The sequence below is a fragment of the Niallia sp. Sow4_A1 genome, from assembly GCF_052116745.1.
GTDB lineage: Bacteria > Bacillota > Bacilli > Bacillales > Cytobacillaceae > Niallia > Niallia hominis.
This window is the reverse complement of record NZ_JBQKKM010000046.1, coordinates 1-24,653: the sequence shown is the minus strand read 5'-3', so window position 1 is coordinate 24,653 and position 24,653 is coordinate 1. Positions and strand designations below refer to the sequence as shown.

The 24,653-nt window shown below is 33.7% G+C and carries 26 protein-coding genes; 16 read left to right on the top strand and 10 right to left on the bottom strand.

Annotated features, from left to right (window positions below; all coding sequences use genetic code 11):
- Position 1 precedes the first annotated feature (1 nt).
- Genes ACTQ5K_RS20260 through ACTQ5K_RS20250 form a run of 3 tightly spaced genes read right to left on the bottom strand, consistent with a single transcriptional unit; the run spans position 2 to position 2,621 of the window.
- Complete coding sequence (locus ACTQ5K_RS20260) at positions 2 to 562, bottom strand: TVP38/TMEM64 family protein (protein ID WP_251628172.1); 561 nt, start codon at positions 560 to 562, stop codon at positions 2 to 4.
- Entirely contained in the window at positions 559 to 1,242 is a 684-nt protein-coding gene (locus ACTQ5K_RS20255; protein WP_031537459.1) for a response regulator transcription factor, read from the bottom strand. Before ACTQ5K_RS20255 ends, ACTQ5K_RS20260 begins: the two co-directional genes overlap by 4 nt.
- Positions 1,239 to 2,621, bottom strand: coding sequence for a sensor histidine kinase (locus ACTQ5K_RS20250; protein WP_441994244.1), 1,383 nt, complete (start codon positions 2,619 to 2,621; stop codon positions 1,239 to 1,241). The genes ACTQ5K_RS20255 and ACTQ5K_RS20250 overlap by 4 nt, the downstream gene beginning before the upstream one ends.
- Before the next feature lie 264 nt (positions 2,622 to 2,885).
- On the opposite strand from ACTQ5K_RS20250, the gene ACTQ5K_RS20245 reads away from it, so the two are divergent.
- From ACTQ5K_RS20245 to ACTQ5K_RS20235, 3 genes are all read left to right on the top strand, one after another.
- Positions 2,886 to 4,151 (top strand): murein hydrolase activator EnvC family protein, encoded by a 1,266-nt coding sequence (locus ACTQ5K_RS20245; protein ID WP_441994243.1) that lies wholly within the window; start codon positions 2,886 to 2,888, stop codon positions 4,149 to 4,151.
- 121 nt (positions 4,152 to 4,272) lie between these two features.
- Positions 4,273 to 5,220: a metal ABC transporter substrate-binding protein gene (locus tag ACTQ5K_RS20240; RefSeq protein ID WP_441994242.1), complete on the top strand. Its 948-nt coding sequence runs from the start codon at positions 4,273 to 4,275 to the stop codon at positions 5,218 to 5,220.
- Positions 5,221 to 5,308: 88 nt separating this feature from the next.
- Positions 5,309 to 5,488 carry a DUF2933 domain-containing protein gene (locus tag ACTQ5K_RS20235; protein WP_031537463.1) on the top strand — a complete coding sequence of 60 codons (180 nt, stop codon included), beginning with the start codon at positions 5,309 to 5,311 and terminating at the stop codon, positions 5,486 to 5,488.
- A 111-nt stretch (positions 5,489 to 5,599) separates the two neighbouring features.
- Here the strand turns inward: ACTQ5K_RS20235 and ACTQ5K_RS20230 are convergent, their stop codons facing one another.
- Positions 5,600 to 5,893, bottom strand: a complete 294-nt coding sequence (locus ACTQ5K_RS20230; protein ID WP_441131596.1) for an AbrB/MazE/SpoVT family DNA-binding domain-containing protein — start codon at positions 5,891 to 5,893, stop codon at positions 5,600 to 5,602.
- Between the two features lie 177 nt (positions 5,894 to 6,070).
- On the opposite strand from ACTQ5K_RS20230, the gene ACTQ5K_RS20225 reads away from it, so the two are divergent.
- From ACTQ5K_RS20225 to ACTQ5K_RS20210, 4 genes are all read left to right on the top strand, one after another.
- Complete coding sequence (locus ACTQ5K_RS20225; RefSeq protein WP_031537466.1) at positions 6,071 to 6,976, top strand: C39 family peptidase; 906 nt, start codon at positions 6,071 to 6,073, stop codon at positions 6,974 to 6,976.
- Between the two features lie 173 nt (positions 6,977 to 7,149).
- Entirely contained in the window at positions 7,150 to 7,740 is a 591-nt protein-coding gene (locus ACTQ5K_RS20220; RefSeq protein WP_235251501.1) for a cell wall hydrolase, read from the top strand.
- Positions 7,741 to 8,034: 294 nt separating this feature from the next.
- Positions 8,035 to 8,505 carry a CBO0543 family protein gene (locus ACTQ5K_RS20215; RefSeq protein ID WP_031537467.1) on the top strand — a complete coding sequence of 157 codons (471 nt, stop codon included), beginning with the start codon at positions 8,035 to 8,037 and terminating at the stop codon, positions 8,503 to 8,505.
- Positions 8,506 to 8,725: 220 nt separating this feature from the next.
- Positions 8,726 to 9,709 (top strand): ring-cleaving dioxygenase, encoded by a 984-nt coding sequence (locus ACTQ5K_RS20210; RefSeq protein WP_031537468.1) that lies wholly within the window; start codon positions 8,726 to 8,728, stop codon positions 9,707 to 9,709.
- Positions 9,710 to 9,767: 58 nt separating this feature from the next.
- Here the strand turns inward: ACTQ5K_RS20210 and ACTQ5K_RS20205 are convergent, their stop codons facing one another.
- Both ACTQ5K_RS20205 and ACTQ5K_RS20200 read right to left on the bottom strand, forming a co-directional pair.
- Positions 9,768 to 10,160 (bottom strand): nuclear transport factor 2 family protein, encoded by a 393-nt coding sequence (locus ACTQ5K_RS20205; RefSeq protein WP_031537470.1) that lies wholly within the window; start codon positions 10,158 to 10,160, stop codon positions 9,768 to 9,770.
- A gap of 72 nt (positions 10,161 to 10,232) precedes the next feature.
- Positions 10,233 to 11,111, bottom strand: coding sequence for a VanW family protein (locus ACTQ5K_RS20200; RefSeq protein ID WP_031537471.1), 879 nt, complete (start codon positions 11,109 to 11,111; stop codon positions 10,233 to 10,235).
- Positions 11,112 to 11,327: 216 nt separating this feature from the next.
- Between ACTQ5K_RS20200 and ACTQ5K_RS20195 the strand changes: the two genes are divergently transcribed.
- Positions 11,328 to 11,723, top strand: coding sequence for a VOC family protein (locus ACTQ5K_RS20195; protein ID WP_235251499.1), 396 nt, complete (start codon positions 11,328 to 11,330; stop codon positions 11,721 to 11,723).
- A 61-nt stretch (positions 11,724 to 11,784) separates the two neighbouring features.
- Here the strand turns inward: ACTQ5K_RS20195 and ACTQ5K_RS20190 are convergent, their stop codons facing one another.
- Positions 11,785 to 12,756, bottom strand: a complete 972-nt coding sequence (locus tag ACTQ5K_RS20190) for a permease prefix domain 1-containing protein (RefSeq protein WP_235251498.1) — start codon at positions 12,754 to 12,756, stop codon at positions 11,785 to 11,787.
- A complete protein-coding gene (locus ACTQ5K_RS20185; RefSeq protein WP_235251497.1) occupies positions 12,749 to 13,084 on the bottom strand; it encodes a PadR family transcriptional regulator in 336 nt (111 codons plus the stop codon). Before ACTQ5K_RS20185 ends, ACTQ5K_RS20190 begins: the two co-directional genes overlap by 8 nt.
- 478 nt (positions 13,085 to 13,562) lie before the next feature.
- Here ACTQ5K_RS20185 and ACTQ5K_RS20180 point away from each other — a divergent pair, with 478 nt between their 5' ends.
- Both ACTQ5K_RS20180 and ACTQ5K_RS20175 read left to right on the top strand, forming a co-directional pair.
- A complete protein-coding gene (locus tag ACTQ5K_RS20180; protein WP_152910848.1) occupies positions 13,563 to 13,781 on the top strand; it encodes a hypothetical protein in 219 nt (72 codons plus the stop codon).
- A gap of 168 nt (positions 13,782 to 13,949) precedes the next feature.
- A complete protein-coding gene (locus tag ACTQ5K_RS20175) occupies positions 13,950 to 15,041 on the top strand; it encodes an ABC transporter ATP-binding protein (protein ID WP_031537481.1) in 1,092 nt (363 codons plus the stop codon).
- 109 nt (positions 15,042 to 15,150) lie between these two features.
- Here ACTQ5K_RS20175 and ACTQ5K_RS20170 read toward each other — a convergent pair whose 3' ends face one another.
- Complete coding sequence (locus ACTQ5K_RS20170) at positions 15,151 to 16,059, bottom strand: Gfo/Idh/MocA family protein (RefSeq protein ID WP_441994241.1); 909 nt, start codon at positions 16,057 to 16,059, stop codon at positions 15,151 to 15,153.
- 799 nt (positions 16,060 to 16,858) lie between these two features.
- Between ACTQ5K_RS20170 and ACTQ5K_RS20165 the strand changes: the two genes are divergently transcribed.
- The 5 genes from ACTQ5K_RS20165 (at position 16,859) to ACTQ5K_RS20145 (ending at position 22,465) form a co-directional block, all read left to right on the top strand.
- A complete protein-coding gene (locus tag ACTQ5K_RS20165; RefSeq protein WP_048718820.1) occupies positions 16,859 to 17,857 on the top strand; it encodes a site-2 protease family protein in 999 nt (332 codons plus the stop codon).
- A gap of 99 nt (positions 17,858 to 17,956) precedes the next feature.
- Positions 17,957 to 18,550: a class I SAM-dependent methyltransferase gene (locus ACTQ5K_RS20160; protein WP_048718817.1), complete on the top strand. Its 594-nt coding sequence runs from the start codon at positions 17,957 to 17,959 to the stop codon at positions 18,548 to 18,550.
- A gap of 111 nt (positions 18,551 to 18,661) precedes the next feature.
- Positions 18,662 to 19,369 carry a FadR/GntR family transcriptional regulator gene (locus tag ACTQ5K_RS20155; RefSeq protein ID WP_048718815.1) on the top strand — a complete coding sequence of 236 codons (708 nt, stop codon included), beginning with the start codon at positions 18,662 to 18,664 and terminating at the stop codon, positions 19,367 to 19,369.
- 170 nt (positions 19,370 to 19,539) lie between these two features.
- Positions 19,540 to 20,841: an aspartate aminotransferase family protein gene (locus tag ACTQ5K_RS20150; protein WP_048718812.1), complete on the top strand. Its 1,302-nt coding sequence runs from the start codon at positions 19,540 to 19,542 to the stop codon at positions 20,839 to 20,841.
- A 13-nt stretch (positions 20,842 to 20,854) separates the two neighbouring features.
- Positions 20,855 to 22,465 (top strand): amidohydrolase, encoded by a 1,611-nt coding sequence (locus ACTQ5K_RS20145; RefSeq protein ID WP_048718810.1) that lies wholly within the window; start codon positions 20,855 to 20,857, stop codon positions 22,463 to 22,465.
- A 51-nt stretch (positions 22,466 to 22,516) separates the two neighbouring features.
- On the opposite strand, the gene ACTQ5K_RS20140 is transcribed toward ACTQ5K_RS20145, so the two are convergent.
- Entirely contained in the window at positions 22,517 to 23,533 is a 1,017-nt protein-coding gene (locus ACTQ5K_RS20140) for a Gfo/Idh/MocA family oxidoreductase (RefSeq protein ID WP_048718807.1), read from the bottom strand.
- A 291-nt stretch (positions 23,534 to 23,824) separates the two neighbouring features.
- Here ACTQ5K_RS20140 and ACTQ5K_RS20135 point away from each other — a divergent pair, with 291 nt between their 5' ends.
- Positions 23,825 to 24,583: a hypothetical protein gene (locus ACTQ5K_RS20135; RefSeq protein ID WP_441994240.1), complete on the top strand. Its 759-nt coding sequence runs from the start codon at positions 23,825 to 23,827 to the stop codon at positions 24,581 to 24,583.
- Positions 24,584 to 24,653 lie beyond the last annotated feature (70 nt).

Genomic DNA, 24,653 nt, shown 5'->3' with positions numbered 1-24,653 from the left:
TTTATTCTCTTTTTTTTCTAAACTCTTTTAAAATATATATTAATAACAGGATTAGTGAGCAATATATTATTGTCTCTTTCCATCCAGATGAATTGATACTGAATACCTTATTAATGGAATAAACTTCAATTAGAAGCGATGGGATTTTCCCTATTGTACTGGCTATAGTAAAAGGGATAATTCTAATGCTACTTAATGCTGCAGTTAATGTCACGGCACCTGAAGGAATAAAAGGAAGAATTCTTAACAGGATTATAAGTAATACGGCTTTAGATTTAGTTGTGCTTTGTAACTTTTTTAAGAAGTGACTTTGTATCTTATACTTAGCAGTAAAGCGATTTAACCCTTTACGGTATAAGATAAAGCTTACTATAGCACCTAATGATTCACCAATTATTGAAATAATAATTGCTAATTTTAAATCAAAATAAATAATATTTATAGTAGTAAGAAAAGCACTAGGAAGAACTCCAAAAATTGCTATTATAATATTTGCAATTATAGTAACAATGGCTATAATTAAGGGGTTTTCTGGTAAATACTCTATAAAAAGGTCCCTCAATCAGATTCTTTTCCAATCCACTTGTATCCAACGCCCCAAACTGTTAATAAATATTCCTCTGATGGAAAACCAGCCTTCCTAAGTTTATCACGCAAGTTTCTTATGTGAGAATCTATAGTTCTATCTTCTGTTTCTACGCCATGGCCCCATATGGAGTGTATAAGATGGTCCCTTGTGAACACCTTATTATGGTTTTGGAGAAAAAGCTTCATAAGTGCAAATTCCTTAGGAGTAAGAGGTATATTCTTCATCTGATAGTGTAATTCAAAGGACTCTTGATCTAAGGTTAAACCGTCAAACTGTATTAATTCCAACCTATTACCTTTTCTTCTTAATACTGCTTCTATTCTAGCAACAAGTTCCTCCCCATCAAAAGGTTTGGATATATAGTCATCTGCCCCTGTATTTAAGCCTTTTACAACATCCTTTTTATCTGTTCTTGCAGTAAGCATTATTATTGGAGTGTCCCAGTATTTTTTTATTTCTACACATGCTTCCCAGCCATCCATATCAGGCATCATTAAATCTAATAATATAAGATCCACGGTGTTCGATTCTAAATAAAGTAAAGCATCCATCGCAGAACTTATTTTTTTGCAATTATAGCCTAGTGGTGATAGATATAGAGCAATTAGATCAAGCATTTGCTGTTCGTCATCTACAATTAAGATGCTTTTCATTTGATTTCTCCTCCAAGATTTTTAAAAGATAGAATAAATGTTGTTCCGATATTAAGCTTACTTTCCACTCTTATTGTTCCTTCTTGTGCTTGGACCAATTCTTGGACAATCGATAATCCTAGTCCATATCCACCTAGTGATCTTGTTCTTGATTTATCAACACGGTAAAAACGATTAAAAATATAAGGTAGATCTTCCTCCGGTATTCCTTTTCCATTATCCTTTATCGTTATTTCCGTTTCTTTTTTTCTGAATCTAACTATAACTTCTACTTTGCTCCTCACTGGAGAATACTTCATAGCATTATCCAATAAGTTGAATAAAATTTGTTCCATTCTTGCTGGGTCTCCATAAAAAGAAGTGGTTTTAGGACAAAAAATTGTTAAATCAATTTCTTTTTCTTTAAAGGCGGGCAACATTTTTATTTGTAGTTTTACTAATAGTTCATTTAAATTTATTTGTTGTTTCTGAATGAGAAATGTATTTTTATCAATCTTGGCTAACTCAAATAAGTCCTCTATTAAAGAAGAAAGTCTATTTGATTCTTCTACAATAATTTGTAAGTACTTTTCTTTTTCTTCTTCTTCAATATTTTTTCTTAGAGAAATATCTGCGTAACCCTTTATATAAGTCAATGGTGTTCTAAGTTCATGGGAAATGCTTGCTAAAAAATCATTTCTCTCTTTCTTTAAGAAATTTAAGTCTCTAGCTAATTCTTTTATGGAAACTGCTAGTTCACCTAACTCATCATTACTTGTCCTTGGGAGATCCACTAAAAAATTACCTTTACTTATTTGATAAGTCGCTTCCTTCATCTTTACGAGTGGTTTAGTCAATGCTCTAGTAAGAAGTACAATCACAACAAAAGTTAAAAGAAGGGCAATTATACCAGCAAGAACAAAATGTTCATTTAACCTTCCAATTAAAGCATGAATGGATGCTGTTTCTTGGTACATATAGACATAACCTATTGTTTCATTTTTTTGCATTATCGGACTTAAAGTAATAATGTAAGGTTTATTTTTCCAGTCATCTTCTACAACTTTCCCCTCACTCTTTAGTTCCGTTTTTTGTTGAATTAAATATTTCTTGAAATTATCATTGTCAAATGATGTTCCCAAAACATCACCTTTTTGATTAACAATTACTACGTCTGTTAAAGCTTCTGATTCCATTAAAATAACGTGACTAATGGAATCTTCTTCAAAATGTTTCTCTAGAATATCTCTATGAGAATTACCTCTTGCTTGTAAAGCGGATAGCTCTTCCTCAATTCTCACATTAACTAAAGAACTATGAAGATAAGAAAACATAAATGCTTCTAGTCCAAAAATGATTATGAAAAATAGAATCCCTAGTTTTATGGAAAGTTTTCTCATTAGCTCACCTGATTTTTCTTATATTTTTTATAATACTGCAATTATATGAAGAAATTATGCAGGTAGTTATACCATGTAATTCACCAACCAATGTTAATAATGAATAAAGTTTTATTATGAACTTTTTAGTGGTAAATTACTCCTTGAATTTTATCAGAATATTACAATGAAATGAAATTGTAATATTTTTCATCTCCAAATTCGACAAAAAGTGATGTTATAATTTTGCTTGTTACTAGAGATTGATACAGAAAGGACATACGAATGAGTAAATTATTGATTAAGACATCTGTCATAACGTTCGGAATTGCTGCCTCATTGGCATTAACTAATACCACTTCTATTGCATTAGCATCTTCTGAGGAAGATTTACAAAATAAAAAACTCAATATACTAGAAAATCGTAGTAAAGTCCAAGATGGTTTAGAACAAGCAGTGGAAGAGCTTGATAACATAAAAACAGAACAAGATAAAATAAATGATGAGATTAAACGTTTAGATATGTTAATAACAGAAACGAATAGTAAAATACGCGAAAATGATGAAAATATAAAAAATGCAAATATAAAAATTCAAAAATTAAATGAAGAAATAAAAACTCTTAAGGAACGAATAAAACAACGCGAAGAGTTGTTAAAAGAAAGGGCTCGATCTTATCAAGAGATTGGGACTATTAACTATTTGGATGTTTTAATAGGCTCACAGAGTTTTAGTGATTTTTTAGATAGAGCGGGTGCGGTAACAACAATAATTACTGCAGATCAGGATTTAATCCAACAACATATGGATGATAAAAAAGTGTTAGAAGATAAGGAAAATGAAGCAAAAGATCTGTTAGTGAAACTTGAAAATTATGGCGAGTCTCAAAAGAAACTAAAAAGCGAATTAGATATACAAAAGAAAAATAAAGATGATATTATGCAATCTCTAAAGGACAAAGAAGAAGATTTAGAAAATGAAAAACTAAGTTTAGAAGAACAAAATTCATTACTTGATTCTCAAAAGGAAGCTATCGAAAAAGCTATAAAAATAGAATCTGAGAAGAAAACTCAAGTAGCTACTAAAAAAGAAAATGAAGCAAAAAGTACTTCTAGTAGTATTAAAGCGAACACAAATGTTTCTAAAAAGACCAAAGGGGTATGGACAACTCCAGCTCAAGGACGATTAACATCCACCCTTGGTGAAAGATGGAACAAGTTTCATGCTGGTATAGATATTGCTAACAGTGCTGATGTACCAATTGTTGCTGCTGCTGATGGGGTTGTTAGTAGATCTTATTATTCCACAAGTTACGGTAATGTAATCTTTATCTCTCACTCAATTAATGGTCAGGTCTATACAACTGTTTATGCGCACATGGATAGTAGAGTAGTTAAGACAGGGGAATCTGTTTCCAAAGGGCAACAAGTAGGAATTATGGGGAACACTGGACAATCTTTTGGTCAGCATTTGCATTTTGAACTTCATAAAGGTCAGTGGAATGCATCCAAATCGAATGCTGTTAACCCACTCGATTATATTTCAATATAAATCATCAATCCAATCATACAATTAAATTATTTTAAACATTAACTTGATTAAAGAAGTGTTAATTAGGTTAATGTTTTTTTAGAATTACTTACTTTAAAGATTGAATCTTGGAGGAGATACCATGTTTAAAAGTAAAATTTTTATCTTGTTTGTTGTATCGGTCATTTTTTTAGCTGCTTGTAATAACAACAAAAACACAAATGAAAAAACTGCTGATGAAAGTTTAAAAATAATGACCAGCTTTTACCCTTTATATGATTTTACAACAAAGATAGCAGGGGACCGAGCTAAAGTTATAAATCTTGTGCAACCTGGTATTGAGCCACATGATTATGAACCATCACCAAAAGATTTGGCAAATCTAAATGAAGTTGATTTATTTATATACAATGGTGCTGGGTATGAAAGTTGGGTAACAGATACGATAAAAAGTATTGATGCGAAAGATACAAAGATTATTAATTCTAGTGAATATGTTGATTTATTGACTTTAAGAGAAACTGGTGAGAGTACGGAACCTGTTGATAAAGAAGGCCAGGAAGATAAATCATACGATCCCCATTTTTGGCTAGATCCTATACGAGCTAAGCAAATAGCTGAAGTTATTAAGGAAGAGCTAATTAAACTGGACCCAGATGGAAAAGTTGTTTATGAAGATAACTTTAACAAAATAGCTGTTAACTTTGATGAATTAAATTCGGAGTATACTGGAGCATTATCTAATCCTAGGCAAAAAGAAGTAATAGTTTCGCACAATGCATTTGGATATTTGACTAATAGATATGGATTGGAACAAATACCGATTACAGGAATTTCTCCATCCGATGAGCCATCTCCTAAAAAGCTTAAAGAATTAATAAGTTTTGCTAATGAAAGGCAAATAAATTATATATTATTTGAAACTTTAGTAAGTCCAAAAGTAGCAGAAACAGTTAAAGATACTATTGGGGCAAAATCTTTAACATTAAATCCCATTGAAGGTCTAACAAATAAAGAAATAAAAAAAGGAGATGATTACTTTTCTGTAATGCGAGAAAATTTAGCGACATTAAAATTAGCTACTCAATAAAAATGAAAGTTAAAAATATGTTCATAATTTCTTGATAAAAAATCCTTATTTTAACATTATTCTAATAAAAAGTAAAGGAGTGATAAAAATGGAATGGTTATCTATTTTGCTAGTACTTGTATGCCCAATTATGATGTTATTTATGATGAAAAGTCATGGAGGACATAGTCATAATAGGAATAATAATAAATTAGATGAAAGAGTCATTAAATTAGAAAATGAAAATAGGGAATTGCATAGAAAACTAAATGAACTTTCGCCTAAATGATGATATTTGTAATATAACAAAAGAACACCTTAAGTTTTGACTCCACTTAAGGTGTTCTTTTTTGTTTTTCTCAATTATTAAGAAAAAATTGAAGGATAAAAATTCATTGTATTACATTTCAATCTCTATAAAAACTCCATTTTTATCATCTGTAATACCCATAATAAGTGGTGTTTCACTTGTTATTCCAAGTATATTTCTTATTTCCTTAGGTATAGAAATACGATTTCCACTTAAATAACATTGATTTAAATCTTTATTATCATGGTTTGCTTTTATTATGATGGATTTGTCTAGTATATATATAAATAAAAGGTCTCCGGCATTAAAGTTCAACTGTTGCTGTAATTTTTTAGGAACAGCAATTTGTCCATTATTATAAATTCTCCTTTTATACACAGTCATTTCCACACCTTTTTAATTTCTCTTGAATAATATTTTTTTCTATTATAGAAGTCATTATTGAAGAAATTGTGCAGATTTAAGATGACCTTCTTTCTCCATACTTTTTTGATGATTTGATTATAAACTTAAACTACTAAGGTATTAAGTTATTATTATTAAGTTGTTAGGAGAATAGTGATGAAACTTCAGTTTATTATCTTAATTATGATAAGTTTGTTGATTACAAGTGTTTTAATAATATTACTTGTAAAAAGAACTAATATAGTTATAATTTCTCTTACTACTTTGTATTTAATTATATTAGTTTCTTTATTTAGTATTGATAATGGCAAACTAAAGAGGATTTTACGTAAGGATGTAATTGTAGATATACCACTACCGGAATTTATGATGAAAAAGGGAGAAGAAGAGCCTAAAGAAGTTAAGGACATAATTAAGGAAGTAAATCAACCATCTAAAAAAGCTGATACAATTAAGAAGGAAATTTTACTAGATGCACCTATAATTAAGCAGTTTCCTGAGTTACCTAGGGGCTGTGAAGTGACTAGCTTAGCAATGTTCTTACAATATTATCAAGTTAAAACAGATAAAATGGAACTTGCTAAAAAAATAGAAAGAGATAAGACCCCATTATCAACTAAAAATGGAAAGATACATTGGGGAGATCCCAATGATGGATATATTGGAGATATGTATTCTTATAGTAAACCAGGCTATGGAGTTTATCACAGGCCTATAATAGAGTTGGCGGAAGAGTATTTACCAAACAAAATAGATAATCTAACAGGAAAACAGTTTGAGGAACTAAAATTATATCTTTCAAAGGACAGGCCGGTTTGGATAATAACGAATACAACCTATCAAAAATTACCTAACTCCTCCTTTGAAGAATGGGAGACACCAAATGGAAAAGTTAAAATAACGTATAAAGAACATTCGGTGTTAATTACAGGATATGATGAATCTTTTGTATATTTTAATGATCCCATTAGTGGTGAAAAAAACAAAAAAGAACCATTAGGTCCTTTTATAGATGCGTGGAAACAAATGGGGAGTCAAGCTCTTTCCTTAAAGTATGATTAAGAATAATAGATTCTTGATTTATTAATAGTGTAAAAGTTCAAGTGGAAACATGTGCCACATTTAAGAAATCTTAATAATATCGTCTTAAAGTGAATGGGAAAATATTGGAGGTAGTAAATAGATAGTTTCGTTGATAATATGATTCCTGTGGACATTAATACTAGGAGGTTTATATGAAATCGAATAAATTTTTATATTCTGTGTTTCTAGTAATATTATTGTCATCCTTTTTTGGAGTAAATACAGAAGCATCGTCTCTTTATACAGTAAAATCTGGAGACACTCTATGGAAAATAAGTCAGCAAAGTGGAGTTCCTATAGGTTCTATACAAATAGCAAATAATTTAAAAGATAATAAATTAAATGTAGGGCAACGATTAAGTTTACCAGAACCAATTACCGCAAGTGAAAGAACTTTATTAGCTCAATTGATTTTTGCCGAAGCACAAGGAGAACCTTATGCTGGAAAAGTTGCAGTAGCGACTGTAGTTTTAAATCGTGTAGATAGTGACCTTTTCCCAAAAACAATAAGAGAAGTAATTTATGAACGTTCAAATGGCTATTATGCTTTTTCTCCAGTTCAAAATGGAAAAATAAATAATAATCCAACCACTATAGATTATAGAGCAGTAGATGAGGCAGTAGCATATAGAGGAAAAGGGAGTGGATCCCTGTATTTTTACAATCCCCAAACAGCAAAAAGTGAGTGGATTCTAACAAAAGAAGTTACCGTAAGAATTGGTAATCACACGTTTGCAAAGTAATTAAAAATAAGTGTGCTTGAAACACAAAGGGAAACCCTTTAAATGCACATAAAATTCACAAATGCTTAGTAGATTGTCTTTTAAGTGGTGATATTGAAAGGATTTTTTAAGCATTAAATAACAGGAGCTTTTTAGATGTGATTTTATTTGAAAGAGAACTAAGATGATTTTAATGATTCTTAAATGGAAAAGAAAGGTATGCATAATTTAGGAGAATGTTATTTTAACCGAATATTTTATGACTAAATGGGGAGATTAAGATAGAATCTTAATCTTGAAAGCAGGGGATTATCCATGGAGAAAATATTATTGCGCATGTTAACAGCTGGTTGTGTGGCAACTGTTCCATTTTTGTTTAGAGGCAAAAGAAGAGAAAATTTCTTAATATTTTTCGCTAAAGGTGTTCTTGCAACATTAGTAGATGCTTATGTTGTGGGTACAAAAAAAATCTCCTATCCAGTCCGTCCTTTTCCGAAGATCTTTAAAACAAATATCATTTATGATGTGTTATTTTTTTCTTTATTAAGTGTGCTTTGGGTAAAAATGACGGAAAGAGATCACTTAGGAAAGAAATTATTAAAAAGTCTTGTGTTTAGTGTCCCAATGAGCTTTGGCCAATGGTACTTTGAGAAAAACAGTAAATTATTCAAATGGAAGAAATGGTCACCACTACATACTTTTGCAAGCGTAAATTTCACTTTATTTACAATTAGAGGATTCTTTGGGTTAATAAAATATTTAGATAAAAAAGACCTGTGGAGATAGAAGGAGAGAAGAGTGTAATATAGGGAGAGTAAGGTTGGCAATTAGATTGATAGAAGGAAAATAGAAAAATAGCAGGGTATTTATAATGGCCTGTTTTCTTTCCTATTGACGAAAAATATATAAGATGATAAAATTATTTCGAATTAAAGATATATTAATTAAGAATATTTTTTTATATAATTATCTCAATTTCGAGATAATTTCAAGGAGGAAAAAGTAAATGAATGAACTAAAAGGACTTCATCATATTACAGCAATCACAAGTAGTGCAGAAAAAATCTATGAATTTTTCACATACGTTTTAGGACTTCGATTAGTAAAGAAAACGGTCAATCAAGATGATATTCAAACCTATCACTTATACTTTACAGATGATGTGGGAAGCCCTGGTACAGATATGACATTTTTTGATTTTCCTGGGATACCAAAAGGGGTGCATGGTACAAATGAAATCTCGAAAACATCATTCCGCGTGCCAACTGATGCTGCTCTTGAATATTGGGTCAAACGCTTTGATAAGTATGAAGTGAAGCATAAAGGAATTCAAGAACAGTTTGGCAAAAAGACATTGTCTTTCGTAGATTTTGATGATCAGCAATATCAACTGATTTCCGATGAACAGAATGAAGGGGTTACAGCAGGTACGCCGTGGCAAAATGGGCCAGTTCCATTGGAATTTGCAATCACTGGGCTAGGACCAATATTTGTACGAACTGCTTATCTTGACTATGTAAAGGAAGTATTAGAAAAGGTATTCTTGATGAATGAGGTTGCACAAGAAGGGGACTTCCATCTATTTGAAATGGGAGAAGGGGGAAATGGTGCACAAGTCATTGTGGAATTCAATACGATTCTTCCACAGGCACGACAAGGATTTGGAACAGTTCACCATGCGGCTTTCCGCGTGGAAGATCGTGCAGAATTAGATCAATGGCAAGAGCGTTTGAGCAGTTTTAAATTACCGAATTCTGGATTTGTAGAACGTTATTATTTCGGTTCTCTATACTCTAATGTGGCACCGCAAATCCTATTTGAATTAGCAACAGATGGCCCTGGCTTCATGGGGGATGAGCCTTACGAAACGCTTGGCGAAAAATTATCCTTACCACCATTCTTTGAATCCAATAGAGAAAAGATTGAACAGCTCGTTCGACCTATTGATACGGTTCGAAGTAACGTAGAAATAAAAAAAGAATACTTGTAAGAGGGATAAGGGGATGATTCTTGTGTTGTTTGTACACACGAGAATCGTCCCTCTTTTTTTAGAACATTCCATTCTTATTCGGTGAATCCTTTGGGATAGGCTGGCCAATATCCCACAATTCAACAATCTGGTTGTTTTGGAAGCGAAAGATATGCACCACTGCTCCTCCTAAATCCTCTGGATGTTGCTTTATATGGGAATACACCACTACTTTATCATCCTCTTCGATAACTAGCTTGCTCTCTACCTTCTTATTAGGACTTTGCTTGGCATTTTCTTCCATGGCGATCATTAATGAATCTGCATCGCCATTAAAGAAGGGATTATGATGGCGAAAGTCAGGACCTATGTAGCTATGAAACGCTTCGCGAACTTTTCCTGTTGCTACAAGCATTAAAAAGGAAACGGCTTTATCCTTTTGAGATGGAGTCGATGTTTGCTGCTTGTTCATCCAATAACATCCTTTCCTTAAGAATGCTTAGAAGTTTAAGGCATGTATATGGTTATGTCAATTAAGTAAATTTTAAAGGTATGGAACATTTCTAGGCTGATAGGAAATCGTTTCAGCCGAAAATAGTTCAATAAGTAAATGATTACCTAGCATTTTAGCGCGGATGAGTATGGGTCTTTCATAGTTATTTTCAAAAACAAAATCTGGTCCATCCCAACTAACCGTTGCATCTCGTTTAGGAGGGACATATGGAATACTTCTACTGTGTGAATAGCGTTGAATAATCTTTAATCCAGCATTGTCAACCGCATTAAATAGAGTAGAGGATACTTGGCAAATTCCACCACCAATATCTTCCGAAAACTTTCCATTTATGATGACAGGAGCTTGTAAATATCCCTTTTCTACCGTTCTTTTTCCAACAATCTGATTAAAAGAAAATTTTTCGTTTGGAAAAATAACGCTATTATTAATTGCCTCTGTAGCTAGCGAAATATTCATACTTCGTTCTTTGTTATTACTGTTAAAGGAAGTTATATATCTGCCGATTTTTTTTCTTCGAATACTATCTAGAAGCTCGCTATCTACTTTAGGATAAATTACTTGAAGGGGAAGTTCTTGTTTACTGGAAGTATCATTAAAATAATGCGCATACATTTGTCTGATAAATTTCTCCCGATGCAAGCGATAGCCAACTTGCTCAGGAACGATACTCCCATACTGATTAACGATGGCATCCTTTGGCGCAATGTAAACCTGGTTATCTAATTCATCCATAACTTTAGTGAATTCTTCTGTGTCGATCACAGGTAAACTAGGAGATTTCCACAAAAAATCTTGTTCCTTAACTTGTTGCTGGGAAGGGTGACTATTGATTATACTAAAATAATTACTAGGTATAAGCACGGCATGAAAGAATAGAATGAGTCCAAGTAATAGATGGGAATTCATAGATGACAAACCTCCGTTATAATCTTTGTTATTCTTAATATGTGTTCGTTCCTCCATTTAATGTATTTATTTGTAAAATCATTAGAAGAAATTAGGGAAGTACCATTTCCTGCGTCTCATGTATAAATAAATAGAATATTTACAATAATGGGGAAGGAGTTCTCGGCTTTTAATAGAAATAAATCAGAAGATTCATTAAAATAGGAGGTCCGAATAATGGGAAGACCAATTCATTTCGAAATTCACGTAGATAACATGGAACGCGCAAAAAAGTTTTATGGAGAAGTTTTTGATTGGAAATTTGAAGATTGGAGTGATTATGCTGGTATGCCTTATTTTGGGGCAGTAACCGGCGATGAAAGCGAGATGGGAATTAATGGTGCTTTAATAAAACGCTCCGTTCCTCTCACAGATAAAAATCAAGCTGTAAATGGGTATGCTTGTACAATGGGGGTGGAAGACTATGATTCCACAGAAACAAAAATTCTTGAAAATGGAGGAACCATCGCACTTCCTAAGCACGCACTTCCTGGTATGGCATGGCAAGGCTACTATACAGATACGGAAGGAAATCTATTTGGGATTCATCAACCAGATGAAAATGCCAAATAATTGACCAATAGGGACGGTACTTGGAGGACAAGCCACTTCCAGCACCGTCCCTATGTTTTCTTTAATTTTCTTTTTTCATAATGGAATAGGCTCCACCAAACATGGCCATTAATAGACCTGCTATCGGAAATATAATCCAATTTATATGCCAATTTTCGTATACAAATCCAGTGAATAAGAAAATGGCGGTGGCAAGTGGCCAAATAATTGCTGCGAAGGCACCGATTACTTTATCTTCCTGCTTCTTTTCAATGGAATACGATTCGTCCCTTAATAGTTTTGCGTAGGCGTCCATTTTGGCGCCACTTACAATAAAGAGGTAAGTAGCTATTGCGATAAGAAGTAGTAGAACACAAACACCATATGTTGTTGCTGATTCATTTATGGCAATCGTCACTAATAAAACGACGGGTGATAAAATACAAAGGGAAACACCAATGATTATCGAACGAAAAAAGATTGGTTGATAGGCTTCTTTTTGCATCTCAATTTTTTTAACCAAATGAAGAGGAAGGGAGAAGGTTCCCTTTTTTTCGATGAATTTGAACTTCTCTAATAGTTGACCACTATAAATGAATAAACTCACGGCAATTGCAACAAATAGAAGTAATTGAGCTACACCGATTAATGCTGCTGTATTTTCTGTAACACCATTTAGAAAACCATCGTCATATAACTCTGTAAAGAGAACTAGTAGGGCAGAACCAAGTATGCAAAGGAACACACCAATCCCAATCAAGTTCATCGCTTTTGCTGTTTGCTGAAAAAAATGATTCACTTCGTCTTCTGAGAGTTGTCGTTCTTGTGATTTTGCTTCGTTTAATGGAATATCCAACTCACTTAAAAGTTCATCAATATTACCAAATTCTGATATCACAATCCCAATTGCTTCATTTTCTGATTTACCTGCTTCTTTTAATTCATAATATTTATCCTCCATGTTTGAAAGCATTTCTAGTTTCAGCTTTTCCATTTCGGATGTTTTCGGCAAGTTAGCAAAGACATTGTCTAAATAATTAATGATGCTATTCATTATATCCCTCCTTAATAAATAGGTTAATTACTTCCTGTGTAACGGCCCATTCTTGGCATTTTTCCTGATAATACTTTCTTCCTTCTGCAGTAATGGTGTAGTAAGTCCTTCTTTTTCCATATTCGCCTTCTTTGTAATAGGAGTTAATATAGTTATTCTTAATCAATCTGCTAAAGGCTGAGTATAGAGTTGTTTCTTTAATAATGTATTTTTCATTTGTTCGTGTTCTTATTTCTTTGGAGATCTCATAACCATAAGAATCCTTTTCCAATAGGAAAAAAAGAATAATGGTGTCATTATATCCTCGTATGACATCACTGCTTATCACAAAATCCCTCCTTTCTAATACTTCACTTATCGTACTATGTCTGTCGTAGTAATTATACTTTACCATATATACTACGACAGGTGAAGTAAAATGTTAAAAAATTTTAGTTCAGCAACTGAATCTTTTTGGAGGGAAGAGGATTATTTGTTCTAGCACTAGTTGTTTTACGATTTTTTTCCAATAGAAAAGCACCTTCGTTAACCGAAGATGCCTATAATTGCACTTACCGTTGTAACCAAGATATCTGGAAAGTTCTTCCTTTTACACATACTTAACAAAAATTCATGTTTATTAATAGTGGCTTAAATATTCCTTAAAACAAGAACTCAATGATTCTAGTGAGTAGGAAACAGCTTGTTATTACCAACTACTTCTCCACAAATATTTACGATAAAACCCCAAAAGTAGAGTTCTTAGGTTATAGGGTAATAGGTAGATGCATAAGTCTTGTAAGATAGTCTGATGCAATCGGTAATTTATGCAGTTCCTTTATTCAACAATTACCTATCGACCAACGTTAAATTATTATGAGGCACAGGATCAAGCTTTTATCAAAGCAATCACTTATAATCAGCCTGAGTTAATCCTTTCATCCTATGAAAATGGTATTCAAACACTGGCTACTACGCTCGCGGCAAATAAATCGCAGGACACTGGGTTACCGATAGATTTAAGGGAATATTATGCTTCCATGTAATCATTATTTGATTCATAGAATATAAATGTTGTATTACTTGCAAAAAAGAGCAGATACTGATGCTATACCTCTGCTTAAAAAACATCTAGATTAGCGGTGATTGCAAGGAAGCGAACTCTTAGAAGTAAAGAAAAAATCCCGTTTTAGGATGTTATTAGGAGGAATAGTATGGCTGAATTAAACTTAAAGCATATTTACAAAATATACGATAAAGATTTGGCAGCAGTGAAAGATTTTAATTTACATATTAAAGATAAAGAATTTATCGTATTTGTAGGACCTTCTGGATGTGGTAAATCGACGACATTGAGAATGGTGGCAGGGCTAGAGGAAATCTCGAAGGGTGAATTTTATATTGATGATGAATTAGTAAATGATATTGCCCCTAAAGATCGAGATATCGCCATGGTTTTCCAAAATTATGCCTTATATCCTCATATGAATGTCTTTGATAATATGGCATTTGGACTGAAGCTTCGCAAATTTCCTAAAGAGGAGATAAAGCGACGCGTGGAGGAAGCCGCTAAGATGCTTGGATTAGAACCATATTTAAAAAGAAAGCCAAAAGCTCTCTCTGGAGGGCAGCGGCAGCGTGTTGCTTTAGGGCGGGCGATTGTCAGAGATGCCAAGGTATTTTTAATGGATGAACCACTTTCCAATCTAGACGCAAAACTCCGTGTGCAAATGCGTGCAGAAATATCAAAGCTCCATCAAAGACTGCAGACGACAACGATTTATGTAACACATGACCAAACAGAAGCGATGACGATGGCGACTCGATTAGTTGTAATGAAAGATGGCGTGATTCAACAAGTAGGGACACCAAAAGAGGTTTATGATGATCCAGTTAATGTTTTTGTTGCAGGATTTATTGGATCACCTGCAATGAATTTCTTTACAGGTAGAATCGAAGGAAATTCCTTTCTCACAGAGGGAGAGATCATTCATTTGCCAGAGGAAAAGGTAGAAAAATTAAAGGGAATAAATAAATCTGGACAGGATATTATTCTTGGTATCAGACCAGAGAATATTTATGTAAAACAAAATGATCATCAATCCTATGCACAAGTAAATGCAAAGGTTGATGTGGTGGAACTAATGGGAGCAGAAACCCTCCTTTATTCTTCCATCGGCAAAGACAATTCCTATGTAGCAAAAGTAGACGGCAGTACCAACGTAAAACCAGGAGAAACCATTCCATTTTACTTGGACATGGATAAATGCCATTTTTTCCATAAAGAAACAGAAGAAAAAATATAGGGATTCGTGAGAAGGGCATTGTTTTCTTGCTTCCCTGGAATATTTGCAATAAGAAGGCATCTATACCATTAAAGGGATAGATGCCTTTATGAAGTAGGGAGGTTAGAAGTTAGAACCGTTCCTCTGCTTCCCTAACTATCATTTCGCAAATCTCATGTGTTTTTAATGAGTCGTCCATTGATGGTTCTGGGACTTTATTGTTTTGAATGCAATCAATAAAATGGTCAATGATCTGATAGAATCCGCGTTTATATAGTGTTGGTTCCCAGTCTCCAAATTTAGAAATGTGGATTTCTTTGTAATGGAAGTGGGTTGTTTCCACAAGGCTGTTTACGACATACTTATCTTTGCCTGTGGAATATTCAATGATTTCTTCGGTTACGCCACCATTTCGGTTCATTATTCCAATTGCAATACAGCCCTCCCCAATCATTTGGATAACTAAGCTATTAAGTGTTTTGCCTTCTTTCAGGCATTCAACCTTTACATCTTTTACTTCCGTATTCATTAAAAATCTAAGCGTATCTACTACATGAATAAAATCTTCGACAACAAATCTTCTTATATAGTCTGGCATAGCGTAGCGATTCTTTTGCATAAGAATGAGATTTGCCTTCCCATTTTCTTTTAATTCCTTCACTTTGGGGATAAATCTTCTGTTGAATCCAACCATCGCTATTTTGCCCGTTTGTTTTGCTAGATTGACAATTTTTTCTGTTTCCTCATAATCCATTGAAATGGGTTTATCAATATATACATGGATACCATGCGCCAATAATTCTTTCGCTATCTCAAAATGTGCTTCAGTAGCAGTGCTAACAAAAGCCGCTTCAATATTTTTGCTAATGAGTTGCTCTACTGTTTGAACCTTTTCTTCTATTCTATATTTCTTTGATAGCTTGTTTAGTGTCTCCTCATTTCTTGTACAAAGAACGAGCTCTATCCCTACTTTTTCAGATAGCACAGGTAAATACGCTTTCTTCGCAATATTTCCTAATCCAATAAGACCGATCTTCAATGTATTCACCTCTTTCATTATGTATGTAACTTATTTATTAGTATAGTATAAAGAATGTTTTGCAACCAAGGATAGGAAAGCAGAGATATTTGATGCATACTCTTTTTCGGAGGTAGTTAATGATGTTAATAAAGTAAGTAAAATCCCCGCAAATTCCAGTAAATAGTAAAAATAATCAAAAAGACTTATTTTTTTTTACTAAAAAAGGGTTATAATAATATGAATATTTATAACATTTAAAAATAAGTTAGACGAATGGAAGACGCATTTTCAGATATAATTATATTATTCATGAACCTATCATTTTTATTATCTGAAAATTGGAAAGTGAGCAGAAGAAATGGAATTCTTTTTGGATTTATTCGTGATATTGCTTATTGCTATACCAATTTACCTTTTAATAAGGATTATGTTTATTTCCTTGTATAAAAAACTTTCATGGATGGAAAAATTACATGGGAAAATAAATGATTCAGGGAAGGAAAAAGCAATATTTTCTATTGTTTTCTTCTTATGTGGAATAATAAGCTTTTTATTATCTGAAATTTACACTTTCAGTAATTTACAATTGGGAGTTGTTCTAGGGTTATTTCTTGGATTATCAAATCTTTTTGATTCTAAAATGTTAAAGGGGTAAGCCAGTAAATGATAAAGAGACATACTTATGAGGAAACTATATATTTTTAAAATTCATATATGAAAGAAGTATGACATATTTAAAAGGATGATGAGTGGAAAGCTTTTATATTCACACAGACACGATAAAGGAGATGGGTAACTCATAGATAAATGTGAAAACATGTCGAGTTCTGCTGACTATGTGTGGGATAAAACAGTTGAATATTCTTCAAGGTGGAATATCCTAATTGTTATTTTGATGATGACAATGATTATCATTGGATCGATAGGCTACTTTTTAATGCTCCAATCTGTTTTTGGAAAGGTGGATTTTTCCATTTTTACTTTTCTTGGCAAGTGTTTGATTATTTATATCTTTTCTGTTTTACTTCATGAAATGGGACATCTTTTAATGGCACGTCAATTGGAATATCCATTTAGAATTTTTAAAGCAGGTTGTATGGAAGCTTATAATAATACTTTTCGAAATTTTAGATTGCGACCATTTCAACTGCTTTCCGGCGGATTTGTTATGCTGAACTTTAATGAAGTAATCACTTCTAGAGAAAAGCTTAACCGCTTCTTCGAAAAAGATTTTTTCTATATATCATTCGGTGGAATATTTGCTAATTTATTTTCTGTTTTAATAGGAATATTATTATTGTTTCACCCTATTACAGTTGAAATTGGCTATCTTTTCTTTTTCTATAACTTCCTGATTCTTTTAGCACAATTTATCCATCCTAGTGATTTTACGAAATTTCGGTTTATCCAAAAGAATCCAATGCAAGCAGCAGGCGTATTTTCAGAGGAGTTGGTTGTTAATAAGAGAGTAAATTCATTTCTGGAAAATCTTTTTCATTCCTATATAGGAGATACTTTATCGAATAAAGCAATTGATCCGCATACGCTCGCAATTATTCAAAGAGTAATAGAATATAATGGGAAAAATAAACAAGTGAATTCAAAGGAAATCCAACAATTTATCCCTTGGTTTATTGCGAATTTTGATTCTATCAGTACCATGCAACTACGTAATAGAATTCCTGCTGAGCGCTTATTATATACAATAATAGAGTGCAATTTAGTAAAACATACAGAATTAAAAAACTACAAAATATCCAGATATGCGAATAAACATCCACTTCATTCTTATTACTTGAAATTAAAGAAATATTGAACATAGAGGGACGGTTCTAATGAGTACTATTACATAAGAACCGTCCCTCTGTGTGTTTTCCTTTTAAGGTATAATAAAGGTAACGAAGGAGGCAGTAGCATGGGGAATTTGTTTCCATATGTATATGATTTTGGAATGAAGCCGTTAGAAAAGGGAAGATTTTACACAATAAGAAAAGAACTGCTCAGCAAAGTAAAGGGAAGAGTGTTGGAAATCGGCTCTGGTTCGGGGAAAAATTTCTCGTTCTATCGAGATGTGGAGCGAGTAGATGCGATTGAACCGAATCCTTCTATGATAAAGAAATCAAAAAAACAATTAGAGAAGGCATCTGTGCCAATTTTTTGTCATGAGCAAAAGGCAGAACAGCTTCTTTTTCCTAATCAAACGTTTGATTATGTCATTTCTACTCTTGTTTTTTGTACGATTCCTAACCCTGAAGCGGCATTGAAAGAAATGATTCGCGTAAGTAAACCAAATGCAACCTTTTACTTCTTTGAGCATGTGAAAATGGAGAATGCTGTACTGGCAAAGACACAAGATCTTTTAACACCACTATGGAAAAAAATTTGTGATGGCTGCCATTTAAATAGAAATACGGTAGAAATAATCAAAAACGCTGGATTACAGATTAAAGAAATAAAGTATTATTATAAAGGACTATTTATCGTAGTAGAGTGCGTTCATTTAACGTAAACCAAAGTGATTGCTAGGCAGATGCGGGAAAAAATGTTAAAGTAATAATATTCAGAATAAACCGGTATTACCGGTAGGATGAAAATGTTCTCGTAAAAGGTGGTAAACAGCATGAACGAGGCTCTTTATAATGATATTGTAAAAACAATTGAGAATAGTATTTTAAATGGGGAATTAAAAGTTGGTTCAAAACTAATGTCCGAAAGGGAACTAGCGACTTATTACCAAGTAAGTAGAAATGTTGTAAGAGAGGCAATAAAAATATTAAAGGAAAAAGGTTACGTACAAGTACATGTTGGCAAGGGAGCCTATGTAAAGAAACCAGAAACTTCTGTTGTAGCAGATACCTTAAGTCGATTTGTCGATAAGTCTTTATCTGGTATTCGCCATATACTAGAGGTTCGTGAAGTACTAGAAATTTCTATTATTCAAAGGGCATCGATCTATGCTACACAGGAAAATATAGATAGATTGAAATCTGTTTATGAAGAAATGGAGCAAAATCGTTTTTTCGTGGATCAATATGTTCAATTAGATGCAAAATTTCATATGGAGCTAGCAAAATCGGTACCCAATGAATTATTTTATATATTAACCAAATCCTTTTCCGACTTATCTGATCAAGTTGTTTATTTGACAAAGATTAATCCGGCAAGTATTGAATTGGCGCAAAAGCAGCATTTAGAAATGATTGAAGCAATACAAACTAGGGATGAAAAGAGAGCAGTAATAGTAATGAAGCAGCATCTAAATACAGTCAAGGAAGATATTCATCTGTTAGAAAACGCAGGAAGGCAAGTGAATAGTACTTTGGAATAAACCAGTGGAACGCTATTGGTTTATTTTTTTATTGGTAAAAAATCAGAAAATTATAAAAAAGTGTGTTAGATTATATTACCGATTGATTGCAGAGGGATAAGTAGTGCTTTATATTAAGGTTATCCAACCGGTAGTACCAGTTAAAAATTGAGTTAAGGGAGTTTTGCCTAATGGAATCAAGGTCTTTATATGAAAGAGCACAATCTGTCATTCCACCAGTGGGAAAAAGAATTACAGAATTAGGGATTGTGAAGGCAGAAGGAATGTATTTATATGATGAAAACGGGAAGAAGTATTTAGACTTTGGGAGTGGCATTGGTGTTACAAATGTAGGGCATAATCATCGCTATGTAAATGAGCAGGCAAAAAAACAAATTGATTCTTTAGTACATGGTTGCCATAACATTGTCTACTATCCCTCATATGTAGAATTAGCGGAGAAGTTAGTTGCGTTAATGGGAGGAGATTATAAAGTTTATTTTTCTAATAGTGGAGCAGAAGCAGTTGAAGGTGTGATAAAACTAGCGAAGCGGGTCACAAAGCGATCAGGGATTATTTCCTTTAAACGAAGCTTTCACGGAAGAACAATGGGCGCAACTAGTATAACAGCTTCTAGTTCCCATTATCGAAAAAACTATGAAGGTTTACTGCCAAGTGTCTATTATGCAGAATACCCTTATGCTTTACGCTCCGGTTTATCAGAAGGGGATGAAGTAAAACGTTGTTTGAAGAGCTTAGAGGATATCTTTTCTTATTTAATTGCTCCCGATCAAGTTGCGGCAATCATATTAGAGCCTATCCAAGGGGAAGGAGGGTATATTGTTCCGCCATTGGAATTTATCAAAGAAATTCGAGCAATTTGTGACAAACATGGAATTATGCTTATTTTTGATGAAGTGCAGACAGGTTTTGGACGTACTGGAAAAATGTTTGCATGGGAGCATTACGGCATTAAGCCTGACATTATGGCAGCAGCAAAAGGAATTGCTAATGGATTTCCACTGAGTGCCATGATTGCGAAAAAAGAAATAATGGATCAATGGGAAGAAGGGTCTCATGGTGGAACTTATGGAGGGAATCCTGTATCCTGTGCAGCTGCTTTAGCAGTAATCGACCTGCTAGAAGGAGGATTAATCGAAAATGCTGCTCTAATGGGAGACTACTTTATCGAGAAGCTAGAAGGACTGCGGACAGAATTTACAAGAATAGTAGATATCCGTGGAAAAGGGTTAATGATTGGTATAGAGTTTTTTGATGAAAACGGAGAGCCTGATAAAAAAGTAGCTGGTATCCTTCAAGAAAAGGCATTAGATAAAGGGTTATTGCTACTAGTATGTGGGGTGGATAAGAATGTCATTCGCTTTATTCCTCCAACTATTGTGAAAAAAGCAGAAATTGATGAAGCAATCTCGATTATTCGTACGTCATTGGATGAAGCTTATTCTGTTATTCTTCCTAAGATTAGTGGGTGAAGGAGGAGAAAAAATGAAAGCTTCTTTAGTATATATAAATGGTGAAATTATTACGGTGGATGATATGTTTTCCGTTTATGAAGCAGTGGCGGTTGTAGACAATAAAATTGCTGCTGTCGGATCTAATGAAGAAATAAACAGTTGGATTGGAATGGAAACCACTGTCATAGATCTTAATGGAAATTCGTTATTGCCTGGATTTATTGATGCCCATCTTCATCTTCTTAATTTTGGACTGACAAAGGTGTCAACAAATTTAAAAGCCTGTAAGTCGATTGATGAGGTGTTGGAATTGCTTAAGGCGAAGGCAGAACTAACACCTGAGGGAAGCTGGGTGAGAGGCTGGGCGTATAACGATAATAATGTTGCAGAAAATCGTATGCCTAATAAAAAAGAGTTAGATTCTGTCTCTACTGTGCATCCTATCTATATTCAAAGGTCATGTGGGCATGTAATTGCTGCGAATAGTAAGGCGTTAGAACTTGGCGGGATCACTGCTGAATCGCTGAATCCAGAAGGAGGCGAAATTGAAAGAGTCGATGGTGCAGTAACAGGCGTTTTAAAGGAAGCAGCCCGTATGCTAGTTATCGATCAAGATGTTTATACAGAACAAGAAGTTTTTTCTGGCTTACATTTGGCAGCGAAAGACTATATGCAAGCAGGTATTACAAGTGTTCATGATATGGGAGGAAAAGGAAGTGACCATCTCCTTTATTTGCAAAAAGTAGCGAAAGACGCAGACTTTAAATTACGAATATATGCGTCCATTGTATCTTTTGATAACTCTTCAGATGCTATTGATAAGACATTAGATGCAAGCATTTTAACAGGTTTAGGCAATGAAAGGTTTAAAATCGGTCCTAGTAAATTGTTTTTAGATGGAAGTATCACAGGGCAAACTGCTGCTATGAGTGAGGGATATGTAACAGATCCAACTAATAAAGGCATTTTGTATAAAAGCCAAGATGATGTCAATACCATAATGGAACGCCCCCACAATGCCGGCTGTCAAATTACTGCCCATGCGATTGGCGATGGAGCAGTAGAAATGATGGTAAATTGTATCGAGCATGTGGTGAACGAATTCCCTCGAGAAAATCACCGCCATCGCATTGAACATGCCTCTGTATGTAATCCAGAACTGGTGGAACGAATAAAGAAGTTGAATGCCGTCATTGTCATAAATCCAGCTTTCTTTTATGATTTTGGGGATGAATATGTAAAATATATTGGCTCGAAGGCAGAGTGGATGTTTCCCTCCCAATCCTACCTAGAACATGGAGTAAAGGTGGCAGCTGGATCAGATAGCCCAATTACAGACTTCGAACCACTATTAGGCATACAAGAAATTGTTACTCGCAAAACAAAAAATGGAACGATTATTGGGGAAAAAGAATGTAGTTCTCTAGAAGATGCTATTCGTATCTTTACTATAAATGGAGCCTACGCATCCTTTGAAGAAGAAATGAAAGGAAGCATTGAGCCAGGAAAGCTAGCGGATTTTGTCATTCTAGAGGGATCTATTCTAAATACAAAACCAGACCACATCAAAGACATCCCGATTAAACAAACCGTAATCAATGGAGAAATAGTATATGAAAATCCAGTTGCAGTGATGAAATAAGGGGGAAAAGTGACGGTTCTCGTGCTTACATCAGAGGAACCGTCACTTTACTTACTTACATTCTTCCATGCCTTTTTCGAGAATGTGCATTTGGAGCATTGTTTCTTCATCTTTTACTTGTTTGTCTGCCCCATTTATTATTACTTCATATAATTGGTCATACACTCTGCCATAGTCGCCTCGCTCGGAAACTACTTTTTCTTCATGGTATTGGTCGTTTTCATCTAAATAAGTTAATGTCCCGTAGTGTTCAGGAAGGTCGATGCCGAAATCAGGTTGATCAGGCATATAAAAAAGCTTTAAATGTTCTTCTTGTCGGTCTTTTGTATGTTTCACAAAAACACCCTTTTTTCCATAGACCACAAAGCTAGGGCGTTCCTTTAATCGGAAATAGCTCGACTTAATAGAGACCTTTAACGTATCGTAATATAAATCTAAATCAAAATAATCATTCATTCTTCCACTGCCAAGAAGCTGTCTTACATCATAATGAATGTTATTCGGTTTGCCAAAGTAAGAGATTGCTTGGTCAATAGTATGGCAGCCATGTCCATATAAAAAGCTATTATAGTATTGAAAATCACGGCTAGATTCTGGTACTTCTGGTCTGAAATAGTCATAATGCATTTCTACTTCTAAAACCTCTCCTAGTTTTCCACTATCGATAACCTTTTGTGTCGTTAAGAAATCAGAATCAAAGCGACGATTCTGGTAACATTGTACAATTAGCCCTTTTTCTCTAGCTAAAGCGTATATTTCTTCTGCTTCCTCAGATGTCATCATAAATGGTTTTTCTACTAAAACGTGCTTATTATGATTAAGAGCCATTTTTGCATATTCATAATGAGAGGAATGAGTAGTACAAACGACAATTAGCTGTATTTCCGGATCAGTTAGTAATTCATTTAAATTGGAAGAATAATAGATTTGATCATGCTTCTTCCAAGCATCATTAGAAGGATTTCTTCTATAAATGGTTTTAACCTTTATATTTTCCCGCTGCAAAACAAAGGGCAAATGATAGCGATTGGTGCTTTTTCCATTACCGATGTAACCAATTGTCAACAAGATTATCACTCCAATTTTCTCTGTAATACTTTCATTATAGGATGGTTATATTTAGAAATCTATTGGGAAGGTAGGAAAGGCTGAATCATGTTAGTTTCTTTTTCTCTTAAATTCTCTTATTTTAAGGAGAAAAAGGTAAAAATAATAATAGCAATCATTTTCTTGAGGTACTGTCTGAATAGTGAATAGATAAATATAACGATAAAACTTTATTTGCAACTAGAGAAAAGTTTAAAATAAAAGATAAATAAATTGGGTAGCAAAAGAATTAAGCTTAAAGGAGTACCTACAATGAAAACAATCGCATACTATATTTCTGACTATGGATTTGGTCATGCTGCCCGTTCTATTGCCATTATTCGTGAACTTTTAGAGCGAGAACCTTCTTATCGCATCATTATATGTCATGCTTTTGCGATGGAGTTTTTGCAGAACTCACTTCCATATAATCAAGTTACCTTTCGAAAGATTGCTACAGATGTTGGCTATTTTTTAAAAGAAGGAAGCCTAGAGCCAGATAAGAAGAAGCTAGCGAAAGAATTTGATCGGTATGTGGAGAATTGGGAAAACAAGATTCAATTAGAGGTTCAATTTTTCCAACAAATGAAAATAGATTTGGTAGTCTCTGATATTTCTCCACTGCCTTTTGAAGCTGCTGATAAAGTAGGAATTCGGTCGATAGGTATATCTAACTTTACTTGGTATACAGCATATGAAAGCTTATTAGACCAAAAAAGATTAGAGATTTGGAAAAGTTCCTATTCGAAAATGACCTGTTTTTTTCTACTAGCTGGAAATCAGGAAAGTGATTGGCCTTGTGAAAAGCGATTGTTTCCCTTTTGTGCTCGAAAAGTACGAGCGGAAAAGATGGAGCATATTCTTGATTGGGTTAATCCGACTAGGAAGAGGACCGTTATCTTTTTTGGGCTGGGGATGAAGATAGATGGAATAGAAGTTGAAACCCTTCCTTTATGGGAAAGTGATAACTGTGTATTTATTGTTTCTTCCAATCTCAACTTTCGCACCAAAAAAATAAGTGCAAATCGTTAGTTGTATTGCGTCTATGGTCTATTAAATATGTTGCTTGACAGTGTTTAATAAAATGAAATAACACCTCATT